The sequence below is a fragment of the Enterococcus eurekensis genome (assembly GCF_042654605.1).
Classification (GTDB): Bacteria; Bacillota; Bacilli; order Lactobacillales; family Enterococcaceae; genus Enterococcus_I; species Enterococcus_I eurekensis.
This window is the reverse complement of record NZ_JBHSGT010000041.1, coordinates 98,439-109,859: the sequence shown is the minus strand read 5'-3', so window position 1 is coordinate 109,859 and position 11,421 is coordinate 98,439. Positions and strand designations below refer to the sequence as shown.

General features: G+C 32.7%; 11 protein-coding genes. 10 read left to right on the top strand and 1 reads right to left on the bottom strand.

What is annotated here, in order from left to right; all coding sequences use genetic code 11:
- Positions 1-66 precede the first annotated feature (66 nt).
- From ACFO3L_RS06390 to ACFO3L_RS06355, 8 genes are all read left to right on the top strand, one after another.
- Positions 67-957, top strand: a complete 891-nt coding sequence (locus ACFO3L_RS06390; protein WP_379964993.1) for a ThiF family adenylyltransferase — start codon at positions 67-69, stop codon at positions 955-957.
- The gene (locus ACFO3L_RS06385; protein ID WP_379964991.1) at positions 954-1,901 is read left to right on the top strand and encodes a hypothetical protein; all 948 of its coding nucleotides are present in this window, start codon (positions 954-956) and stop codon (positions 1,899-1,901) included. The genes ACFO3L_RS06390 and ACFO3L_RS06385 overlap by 4 nt, the downstream gene beginning before the upstream one ends.
- A gap of 59 nt (positions 1,902-1,960) precedes the next feature.
- The gene (locus ACFO3L_RS06380; protein WP_379964989.1) at positions 1,961-2,086 is read left to right on the top strand and encodes a hypothetical protein; all 126 of its coding nucleotides are present in this window, start codon (positions 1,961-1,963) and stop codon (positions 2,084-2,086) included.
- Positions 2,087-3,625 carry an ATP-binding cassette domain-containing protein gene (locus ACFO3L_RS06375; protein ID WP_379964987.1) on the top strand — a complete coding sequence of 513 codons (1,539 nt, stop codon included), beginning with the start codon at positions 2,087-2,089 and terminating at the stop codon, positions 3,623-3,625. It begins immediately after the preceding gene.
- 523 nt (positions 3,626-4,148) lie between these two features.
- Complete coding sequence (locus ACFO3L_RS06370; RefSeq protein WP_379964985.1) at positions 4,149-5,765, top strand: ATP-binding cassette domain-containing protein; 1,617 nt, start codon at positions 4,149-4,151, stop codon at positions 5,763-5,765.
- 504 nt (positions 5,766-6,269) lie between these two features.
- Positions 6,270-6,485, top strand: a complete 216-nt coding sequence (locus ACFO3L_RS06365; RefSeq protein ID WP_379964983.1) for a hypothetical protein — start codon at positions 6,270-6,272, stop codon at positions 6,483-6,485.
- On the top strand, positions 6,478-6,615 hold the full coding sequence (locus ACFO3L_RS06360) for a hypothetical protein (protein WP_379964981.1): 138 nt from the start codon (positions 6,478-6,480) through the stop codon (positions 6,613-6,615). Before ACFO3L_RS06365 ends, ACFO3L_RS06360 begins: the two co-directional genes overlap by 8 nt.
- A 489-nt stretch (positions 6,616-7,104) precedes the next feature.
- On the top strand, positions 7,105-7,845 hold the full coding sequence (locus ACFO3L_RS06355) for a hypothetical protein (RefSeq protein ID WP_379964979.1): 741 nt from the start codon (positions 7,105-7,107) through the stop codon (positions 7,843-7,845).
- 122 nt (positions 7,846-7,967) lie between these two features.
- On the opposite strand, the gene ACFO3L_RS06350 is transcribed toward ACFO3L_RS06355, so the two are convergent.
- On the bottom strand, positions 7,968-8,600 hold the full coding sequence (locus ACFO3L_RS06350) for a hypothetical protein (RefSeq protein WP_379964977.1): 633 nt from the start codon (positions 8,598-8,600) through the stop codon (positions 7,968-7,970).
- 152 nt (positions 8,601-8,752) lie between these two features.
- Here ACFO3L_RS06350 and ACFO3L_RS06345 point away from each other — a divergent pair, with 152 nt between their 5' ends.
- Positions 8,753-9,745: a hypothetical protein gene (locus ACFO3L_RS06345; protein WP_379964975.1), complete on the top strand. Its 993-nt coding sequence runs from the start codon at positions 8,753-8,755 to the stop codon at positions 9,743-9,745.
- Between the two features lie 4 nt (positions 9,746-9,749).
- Positions 9,750-11,060 (top strand): glycoside hydrolase domain-containing protein, encoded by a 1,311-nt coding sequence (locus ACFO3L_RS06340; protein ID WP_379965003.1) that lies wholly within the window; start codon positions 9,750-9,752, stop codon positions 11,058-11,060.
- Positions 11,061-11,421: the final 361 nt, after the last annotated feature.

The window sequence follows — 11,421 nt, the reverse complement described above, 5'->3', positions numbered from 1 at the left end:
ACAAAATAGACTGTTATAACAAGGTTTTTGAAGCTTTTTTGAAAAATTATGAATTATTCAGGTTAAATGTTTATTATTAAAAATGGCGTACATTTTTTTAAAAATAAGGATGAAAAACTAGTTATTATCGATTATACAGAAGGAAAAAAATATCAAATTCAATTTCAAGAAATGTTGATAAAAATCATGAGACTTTTACGAGTAAAAAAGACGATTAAAGAAGTAGTGGACTATACTGGAATAAAAGAGAGCGAAGTTATCGAAATTATTTCTTCGTTTGAGAAGATTGGAATAATAGAAAAAATCAAAAATACTAAAAGTATCTCTGTGGCCATAATAGGATTAGGTACAACAGGTAGTCATATTTTCAGGCAGATAACTAAATTGGATAATATTGTTAAAATAGTGTTAGTAGATGATGATAGGGTAGAGTATGATAACATAAATAGACAGGATTTTATCGAGAAAGATATTGGGAAATTTAAAGTAGATGTTTTAGAAAAACAAACAGAAATTCTAACTGTAACATATAAACAGAAGGTTATCGAAAAAGATGAAATTAGTAAGATTATCATTAATGAAAAAATTAAACTGATTATTCATGCAGCAGATTATCCCTCATCACATGAGTTAGCACTAATAATTGAAGATGCGGCTAGGGAATCTAAGATACCATATATAATAAATTTTGGATATATTTCAAACGTTGTCTCTCTACCAGAATTTTATTTTCCAACAGATAGTATTACATACAGAAAAACACATCAATCCAATGACTATGAGTTGATTTTCTTACAATCAATTGAAAAAGCTAGTTATCGTGTTATAGAAAATTTAGCTACTTTGATTGCACAACAAATCATAGACTATCAAAGAGAAGGAATCCCGATAAAACATGGTGAGAGGGGATATTTTCATGTGGGGAATTATGAATGGAGGAGTGAAAAGTTGGTATGAATAAAGAATTGAATCTTGTTTTTGAAAAAGGAGAACAGTTTGAAGGCTTTCGGAGAAATAGTATATTTACAGCATTAAATCAAAAAACAATGTCTAGTTTATCGGATGATCTGTGGGATAAAAATCCAATAATGAATACAGATATCAATATTTCATCTCCTACATCATCGATTTTAGATAGATATTATGTAAATATCTTAACCACAATCCTACTAGGGGTATCAAATAATAACTTAAATAAGATTATCATTTATAAACCTAATGAAATAGAGTTGGATAGATATTCTTGTAAAATATTTGAAAGAGTAAAAAAAATGATTCCTATTGAAGTGGTTTCAACGACCGTGCGAAAAAAAAAGAAATTAGATCCAAGCAATATGAGGAAAGCAATTAAACGGGGATTCTATCATGAATTTGAAGAAGAAGAAAGCGTCTTATGTGAAATATATCGAATCTATGGAAAAATATTTATGAATCATAAAATAAACATTTCAGAACTAATAGTACTCTTACAGCGAGAAATAAACGACTATGAGAAGTGGTTACTAGTGAAATTGATTATTAACACCACCATTAGAGAATTTGATTATGAAGTTACCGAAAAATATTTGGATATACTATATAAACTGAAAAAAAATCATTTTGATTATTGGAACAGTAAAAGTTACTATTTATTAAAAAAAGAAGGGAAGCATCATGCTTGTAAATATCTGAAAAACAAACTAAACATAGAACACTTCCTTGTTGGGGAAAAAGTAGACTTAACCGAGTCTTTAGTTTTTAAAAATTATGCAAGCATGTTAAAAACAACCAGTCTGAAAAAAAACAAATACTTGAAAAATGTCTGGGACATACACCACAGGATATTGACTTGTGGAATTACTATTTTTCTTGTTATTCAAATAAAGAAAAAGAAAGAGAAATTTATAAGGAATTTGTGGTAAATGGTTATTCTGAACTATTTCTTTATAAAAATCTGATACTAAATAAGGGGGAAGATGAGTTGGTAGTTCGTTTAATTGTGATTCTTTCTGAAATGGGAGAAGTAAAACTTGCTAAAAAATATATATCGAGCATCTGTTCGAGTGATATAAAAATAAAACTAGAAAAATATTTGGAGGGGATTTAATTGAAGCAGTTATTCTTATGCAGGAAAAAACAATTATTATTCCATTTATTAACAACGATAGTTTTGTCAGCTTTGATGGTGATCAATGCCATTGTTATCGAACAAATAGCTTCTGTAACCAAAATGAACGAGCTTCTAATTGTGACGATGGGGACAATTATTTTTTTAGTATTGCAATCATTAAGCTATTTTTTTCAACAATATTATACAGAGCGCCTAGTTCAGATACTGATGAATGATATTCGATTGATTATTTTTAGAAATTTGAAAAATAAACCTGGATTTATGATCTCTCAAAAAATGCAGGATCAGTATTTATCAACTTTAACAAGTAAATTAAATATAGTTGAGCAATCTTTTTTAGTACAATTGTTTTGGGGAATTTATCTTATTAGTCAGTTTTTTGTTGCATTAATTTTAGCAATGAAAATAAATTTGTTGTTATCATTTTTTGTGTTAGTGTTGACAATACCACAAATACTAGTTCCCATTTTTTCAAGGAAATCATTAACTAAAAATAAACAAGAGGTATCAAAAATAATTGATCTTTATGTAGCAGAAGTGGATGACTATTTAGTAGGGAGCGAGACATGGAGAATTTTTAATAAAAGAGATACATTTTTTAAGAAGCTTCAATTAGTGTCAAATAAAGTAAAGGACACAGAAATTAAAGAAGCTAAAACACTGAATATAGTTGGAGTGTTGAATAAAATTTTTTCGGATTTTCTTTATTTTGGAACTTGGTTGTTAGGGGCATATTTTATTATTAGTGGGCAATTAACATTGAGTCTTTTAGTGGGCTTTACTCAAATTGTTTCCTCCATTTCTTTTCCTTTAAATTCTGCTACTGGAACAATGTCTGAAATCATTGGTGGATTTGAAGTTTTTAAAGAAGTTATAGTGTCAAGTGGAACATCTCTATATACAGAACCAATCTTCACGTTGAATGACAATGCAGTTAGTTTTGTAGATGTTGATTATCATGTAGGGAAAAAAGTAATACTACAGAAATTTACTTATGATTTTAAATCTCAAAAACGATATTTAGTTATTGGAGAAAGTGGATCTGGTAAAACGAGCCTTTTCCGGTTAATTTTTAATGAAGCTAGTCCGATAAATGGTGAGGTAATGCGTTCAGAGAAGGTTGCTTATGTTCCGCAAGAACCGCATATTTTTAAAGGGACGTTAATAGAAAATATTACTTTATTTTCTATTGATATTTGCGAAGAGCATTTGAATTCAATTATAAAAATGCTTTATCTTGAACCATTAAAGGATATGAAACTCTCTTCTAAAACGGTGTCAGGTGGTGAGAAAAGTCGTATTGCGTTAGCTCGTGCGTTATATAGTCAAGCAGAATTTTTAGTAGTGGACGAGTTATCAAGTGCTTTAGACAAGGAAACACAACGTGAAATTGAGCAAATGTTATTAAATTCTGATTTGAACTTTATTTACGCTACTCATAAATATGATGAAGCGTTTGTTTCAAATTTCGATCAAATAATAGAAATGCCGATCTTAACAGAAATTATTGAATAGATAAAAGGAAAAACATTATTTATGTGAATGAGAGATAATGATTTCTAGACAAAAAAATAATGAGACTTCTGTTAGTACACCCAATCATATATTATTTGCTTCTTAGATCTATTGGTCAGTTTAAAAAAAGATAATAAAAAGGAGTGCAGACCTATGTCGCAGTCCTTTCTTTACTTTTAAAAAGAAATAAAATAGATAAAAGTAAGATGAAAGGAACACTAAACTTATTCATGCTAGGGTTGTTGAATACGAATCTAGCAAGCGATTCAAGAATCGTTACCATCAAGAATGACAAATAGAAATAAATTGTAACACGACAAAATAATTTTAGTTGAATTAAAGGGCATAGATGATTTTATTTAAGGGGATGTATCATTATATTGTAGCGGATTTCCATGTAAAGAATAATGATTGGATTAAGCAATCTATATAATCTTAGTTGCGAACAGGTGTTATTTTCGTTGTAATATTTTTAATTGATTTTAAAATAGTCATTCGTGGTTGGATGTAAAGGAGTGTAATAATGAAGTTAAATTGGAAAGTATTTAAAAAAGGTAAGATTCGAAATCTTTTTCTTTTGTTGGTGGGAATGTTATTAACGGCCTTGAATGGGATTTTCATTCCGATGGTGATTATTGAAGCACAAAAAATAACGGTAGAGACAACAATCCGAGCAGTGGTTAACTTGGGTTTGCTGTCATTAGGTATCTGGGTATTGGTTTTATGGGGAGGCTATCTTCTTTCCTATGCCAAAGAAAATGTGATTGAAAATATCAACTTATATCTAAAGGAAAGTATTTTACAATCTATCAATAGTAGAAAAAATAAGTTCGATGATACAGCGATATTAACGTCTTATACGACGAATATCAAATTGTTTGAAAAGAATTTTTTAGAACCTCATATTGATATTTTTACTAATATGGTGATCGCTTTCGTCGCGGTTATTTTCATGATTCAACTGGATCCACTTATTTCTACGGTGTTTATCTTATCCTCACTTCTCGTCTTTATTCCACAATTACTAGCGAAGAAATATTTAATTAAAAGCGGACAAAAAATGGAAAAAGCACAATCGAGTGAATTGAAATATTTCAATGATTTTATTGGTGGTTTAGGAACGTTAAGAAACTATCAAGTCGATCAAGCATTTACTCAAAAAGTCTCGAATGCTGCTCAAGCGACTGAAAAATCGTATAGAGAAATGAAGTTAAAGGCTCAAGTGGTGACATTTATTTCACAAATAGTGATTGTTACGAGTTTTATTTTGCCATTTTTTCTAGGTGTTATTGTCGGAATATTGAATAATCGTTTAGATATTGCTACGCTAATCGCGATTTTCCTTGCGACAGATAAAGTTCAAGCACCATTATTTTTTATGATTCAATCTTTGAATCAAATCAAGGCCTCAGAAGCCATTAAAGAAGATTTAGAACGATATTTATTGGATGAAACGAAGACCATTGATCCCGTTATTTTAGAAAAAAACAGAGAGATTGAAGCGGTGACTTTTAAGAATGTGTCGTTAGATTTTGATTCGAAGACGATTTTAAATAACGCTTCTTTTACGATTAATAAAGGCGATAAGGTCTTGATTACGGGGCCTTCAGGCAGTGGCAAGTCGACCATGCTAAACTTGATTTTGGGTAGTCTTTATCCAAAGAGTGGAGAAATTCGATTTGAGACAGAAAACCAGCAATTAAGTAACCAAGTGATGCAAGAACAAATCGCGATGATTTATCAAAAAGCCTTTATTTTTTCGGATACATTGAAATTTAATGTTGATTTAGGTCAAGGCTACTCCGATGAACAAATTTTGTCCGTATTAGAAAAAGTCAACTTAAGACAAGAACTGGGTCAAGAGGCATTAGTGTATGACTGTGGGGAACAAGGTTCTAAATTATCAGAAGGGCAAAAGCAACGTCTGGAAATCGCACGTGCGTTACTATCGGAGAAAAAAGTGATTTTACTCGATGAGGTAACGGCGAGTTTAGATGAAGAAAATGCCCAAATGATCCGTGCCTTAATTTATCAATTACCAGCAACTATCATTGAAGTTGCACATCACTTTGATCTGCAAGAAATGAAGCAAGCTGGTTTTAGACATTTTCAATTGCAAGCAGGTCAGGTGATTGAATAAATAGGCTACTCTTTGATTCCTGGTCGTGTTATGTTCTGCAGGTATTATCGAAATCGCGCATCACTACGATCGAGGAGTCTAGCCGCTGATTTTCGTTGATCAGAAAGCAAGCACTCTATGAAAAAATTTAACGACAAAAATTTAAACTTATTATATTTATCAGTTCCTTTATTCCCATCCTAGCATCTTTTATCCAAAACACGGCACTATCTTTATACGTGCTTGATTTGACGAAATCAAGTAGTCAATTTGCCTTTGTTCTTGTTTTCTTTTATCGAACGAGAATTAAGAAAAGCCGTATGGAGATTAGTTATAGTGAAGAGGTAGTGTAGTTGAATTAATTAGGGAAGAATTACACCTGATTGGAAGTTGCCTATAATAGACTCTATCTAGCCATTTTTCACTTATTCAGAATATATTATGACTAAATGATTTACTACATAGATCGGCTAAAAACATGATATAATGAGCATAGATATACTTTTATTAAAGGAGGGGTTATATATGGCTGAATATAAATACTCTGTTAAAAATACGACTAAATTAGAACGTGAAAAGTTACGTAACGTTGCTTTAAGCTACTCTACCTTGGATGCACTAGAACCTTCAAAAGATACAATGAAACTGGTAGATGCATATGTTGATGGGACGATGGAAATCGCTGATGCATTAGAAATCGTGTTAGAAAAATATCGAAAATCAGGATCGAACAATGATTGATCCGTATTTAATTCCGAATACAAATATTTTGAAAAATAAGTTAAATATATTGGATATGGATACTTTAGAAAAAGCAGAAGCTGATATCACTTATTTGAATCAAGTGAGTGAAAAAACATATTTAAGTTAATGTTCGAATTATTTCTTTCGAAACGCGAGATATTGTCACGGGAATATAAGTTCCCAGCTAAAGATGCTTGGCTAATATTTCGTTCTTGTCTTAGTTTCCTCATCAATTTGCCATTATTCATTATTTTTAACCCCTTTTTGCGTAAATATTGCGCAATAAACTGTTTTCTAGGTACGAGGGTGTATAGTTTAGTTGTGTTTTGAAAAACGTAATTATGCGAATCTATTATAAAATAAGTTTAAATACTTACTGAAAGAAATCGGGTGCTAATGTTCGTTCATGTGTCGATTGTGATACTCTTTTGAGAATATTTGTTTTTTAGTGAGATGAGTATCATTTAGTAAGAGTTGAAATTTATTTGACGCATTTTTAGTCATAATAAACTTTTATTTATTTTAGCGTGTATAATTTAGTTTGTAAATGATTTATTGTTTTTATGAATGAAAGGTAAAATTGGATTTGAATCTAGTTTATGAAAGAAGGGTGAAGATGAAAAAGAAAAAATGGATTGTTTTGGTTGGTGTTGCCGCAGTTGCACTCGGCGGTTGGTTTTATCAAGAAATGAAAGAAAACGAAGTCGTTGATGCTCAAGCAGAGCTTAAAAGTAATCAACAATTGGTCGGCAAAGATGGGAAATTGACATTGGCGGTCGAAGGATTGGAAGATGCATCAGGTTATTTGAAGATGAACATAAAAGAAGAGGATTTTACACAGTTAGAAGCACAATTGGCAGCTGTGAAATCTGAAAATGAGCAATTGATTGCTAAATACCAGATAAAATCCAATGCAGTACGTCACGTTGAACGCTTAGAAGAAAAATTAAGTTTACTTCGCCAACGTTTTGAGTTCCAAGAAGAAATCAATCAGTTGTTTATTGATGGTACCGCAATTACTCAGGGAGTCTTTAATCAAAAATTGATTTTAAAAGAGGAACTGACACAGATTGATATCCATAAGTTAGAAGCGTCATTTGAACAAACGTTTGAACATCAAGAAGGTTCATGGGGTACAATGATTAAGCAGTCACTAGAAGCCATTGTATTACAAGTTAATGCTATTGATCATGCTTCAAGGATGATCGCTGATTCTAAAGTGGAAGATGCCAGAAGTTTAGTGATTTTGCTCAATAACATGACAGCAACTGAAACAAAAATCGCATTGCTTAGCCAAGTAAAAGGGGAATTACGTGAGGCTGTTTTTGAAGAATTGCAACTAAGCAATAGAATGTAGATATATGATATTAGAATATTCGATAGGTAGGTTTCGAATCATAAATTACACAATAGAAAGGTCAATGCGAATCATTATGATGAGCGTTGACCTTTTCTGTTAAAGTGGAATCTGAATATTACTCACTTCAAGGCATCAATTTCATGCGTGACTTCGAGTTCAAATTCTAAATGATTTGAATAGTTTCTACGATTAAAACCTAATAAACTTTCAACATAGTAATAGCGAAGATATAATAGGTTGACATCTTTTACAGGGCGTTCATCCAGTTTAATAGTAAAAATATAAGTCCCTGTATTGCCCTTTTCTATTGGTTCGAGTGGCAACGAAGAAGAGCTATGAAGATTTTCTCCTCTATCTGCTGTTATAAAAGCTGTCGAATGTGTTATAAAAAGAGGATTGATAGGTTCATCATAATTGTAATTTTGAACTTCTAATTCTAGTTTGATATGTCGATTGTTTTTTTGATATCTCCGTAATTCTTTCTCTGTTTGAAGTTCTTCCATTGCTTTAGTGCTGCCTGTACTGACTTTTTTAAATGTCAGTCCGATTAGTGGTTCGCCATCTTGATAGATAATCCCTTGTTCGTTGTTTCGATAAAAATCTTTATCAGTTGTAAATCTTTCATCATGATTCGGTTTTAAATATGTAAAATCGCCTAATTGAATGGCTTCATCTTTACTCAATTTTTTTGGTGCTGAGGTACATCCAGTCAAAAGTAAAAATAGAAGTAAATAGATCATATGTCTCTTCAATTGCTTTAACCTCCTGGATTCTAGAAATAATGACTTGATTGTTGTTGATTAAATTTTATCATATCTAAAGGATATTTAATACTATGGATAATTAATTAACTAAATGTTGTCACAATTGAATGGATAGATTGACATATAGGGTGTATACAAAAATGATTCGAATCGATAGAGAAGGGAAGATTGTTATGAATGATGAAAAAGCAAGAGTTGTAGGAGATCCATGGGTTTTTGAAGTGCAAGAATGGTTAAATAAAACCTATGGGAATGTATCAGGGTTTGGATCAGTGCCTGAAGATGGGCGAACAGGGTGGCCCACAATTTATGGTCTCATTAGAGCAGTTCAGCATGAATTAGGAATCACAGCATTAGCTAATAATTTCGGACCAACGACGGTAAATAGATGGGATAATCAAGTTCCTCAATTATTATTTGAAGGAAAAAAGCATAGAATTATTAAACTAATTGATGGTGCTATGAGGTGTAAAGGACTAGGACAAGGTGGATTTAGTGAAATATTTGATGAATATACTTATTATTCCATTACACAATTCAAAGTAAAAGCTGGGTTTGATGGAGATAATGGACAATTTTCAGGGATCTTTGCGAGAGCATTATTTGATATGAGCGCTTTTTCATTAGTTTTCGGAGGAAACAGTAATATTCAAGAGGTGCAACGCTACTTGAATCGTACTTATTATCCGTATACAGGAATTCTACCGTGTGATGGTATTTATCAGCGAGATACGAATAAAGCGCTCATTTATGGCCTTCAAGCTGAAATGGGGATGGATGTAGGTACGGCCAATGGTTATTTTGGTGAGGGAACAACTGCAAATTGCCCGACATTATCGCCAACTCAAGGCACTGCGAATAATATTCGGATTTTACAAGCGAGTTTGATTGTAAATGATGAATTTAGTGGTGGTTTAACAGGGGTATGGAATAACGGTCTTTCTTCAGCTGTTAAGAATTTTAAAGCTTTTATGAAGATTGGGGATACTACATCTGCAACTGCAAATATGCCTGTGATTAAGGCCTTGTTAACGACTACGGGAGATATCAATCGATCAACCAATGCTTGTGACACGTCTATGCAAATTTTGACTCAAGCACAAGTAAACACTTTGAAAAAATGCCGGTTATGATACCATTGGACGGTACTTAACAGGTACTGTAGGTGTTGGCGCTAATGAGAAACCTAAAAATTTAACTGTTAATGAAGTTAATTTATTATCATCCAATGGTTTTAAAATCTTCCCGATTTATCAAGATGGTGGCTGGTACTATAATTACTTTGCAAAAGCCGGTCAAGGCTGGAATGATGCTCGTTTAGCAGGCGCATCAGCAAAACAGCTGGGATTTAAAAATGGAACAACTATTTATTTTGCCTGTGATTTTGATGTTATGGGGCATGAGATAGCAACAGTTGTTTCGTATATGAGAGATGTTACACAATCGATGCAACAACATTACCCAGAATACAATGTATCCGTTTATGGTCCGAGAAACCTTTGTACACAAGTAATGAGTTCGATTGTTGCAATAAATAATTGCTTTGTTTCAGATATGTCTTCTGGATTTAGCTCGAATTTAGGCTATAAGATGCCTAGAAACTGGTCGTTTGATCAATACCACGAATATATATTGAATGGGATTCCATTAGATAAAGTGGGGATGTCAGGGTTCTTAGATGTGGGACAATCGTCGTTCAATCCTCCTGTTAACCTAGATAAAAATAACGTATCATTAAATTTAAAAGAAGCGATGCTTGTTCATACTGCTAATGAATTTGCGAATAAATTAAAGGTTTTCCGTGAAACTGTAGGTGTTGGATTTAGTTCGGAAATCGAACAAGAAGCGCATGTGGGTCCATTATTACTAAAATTGAAAATTCAAAATGGTATTCACTTAGATGATGGTGATATGGTAAGATACGAAATCAAAAACGGGGTTCCAGAAATGAAGTTTGTGAATGATTTAGAAACGGTTCAAGACTTGATGGAATTAGCCGATTCAGATAATTTATTTATTGATATTATCAACGAGATGAGCACGATTTGTGATAATGGTGAGTATCAAATCAATTTTAAAGTTGAATCATTAGTTCAAGTGGGCTTAGAAATTCAATCGACGGGGGAATACTATGTTGAGAATATCTATGGCCATAAAGTGAAATATGAATTTACTATCACATTAGGCATCTTTTTTAATCCAGGAATGTTTCCTCCAGGAACGTCTCCTGAGTTAGATAGTATTCAAGCAGACGCTAAAGAGTTTGAAAAACAGTTAGCTCTATACGGATCTGGGTTAGCAGGTCTTGCTCTGGGAGGGGCCTTTATCTACGCAGGCGGTGTGACTGGGACGTTAAACGTGCTATCTGGAGTTGTCGCGGCAGGAAGTACGTTACTTCAAAAAATTGCTGAGTTCTTTTCTACACTCCATATTGTGCCATCGAAATAATAGAAATGGTGGCAATTTTTTAAAACTTAGTTGCCATCACCCATTTAATATATAAATTTTTAAGAAACCGAAAAGACAGTATTCTTTTCGGTTTCTTTTGTTCGCCCAGCATGGGCGAACTCTAACAGGTGAAAGTCCTGAGTGTGACCAATTAGCGGTAAACACATAGCCAACAGCAAGGGTGTCCGTGGTGACGCGGAATCTGAAGGAAGCGCGAGGCAAATCTCTGGTCTGACGAACAGAAATCGTATAGGAGGCAGCGCACAAGGATAAGGTTGCGAAAGAAACTAAAGTCCACTAGCTAATGAAATAGTTGTGTGATGTATATATGGCAGATAGATGGAGAGAAAGAGTTCGCACC

Coding starts and splice junctions, on each gene's coding strand:
- ACFO3L_RS06390 (WP_379964993.1), top strand. CDS start 67: ATGTTTATTATTAAAAATGGCGTACATTTTTTTAAAAATAAGGATGAA.
- ACFO3L_RS06385 (WP_379964991.1), top strand. CDS start 954: ATGAATAAAGAATTGAATCTTGTTTTTGAAAAAGGAGAACAGTTTGAA.
- ACFO3L_RS06370 (WP_379964985.1), top strand. CDS start 4,149: ATGAAGTTAAATTGGAAAGTATTTAAAAAAGGTAAGATTCGAAATCTT.
- ACFO3L_RS06365 (WP_379964983.1), top strand. CDS start 6,270: ATGGCTGAATATAAATACTCTGTTAAAAATACGACTAAATTAGAACGT.
- ACFO3L_RS06360 (WP_379964981.1), top strand. CDS start 6,478: ATGATTGATCCGTATTTAATTCCGAATACAAATATTTTGAAAAATAAG.
- ACFO3L_RS06355 (WP_379964979.1), top strand. CDS start 7,105: ATGAAAAAGAAAAAATGGATTGTTTTGGTTGGTGTTGCCGCAGTTGCA.
- ACFO3L_RS06345 (WP_379964975.1), top strand. CDS start 8,753: ATGATTCGAATCGATAGAGAAGGGAAGATTGTTATGAATGATGAAAAA.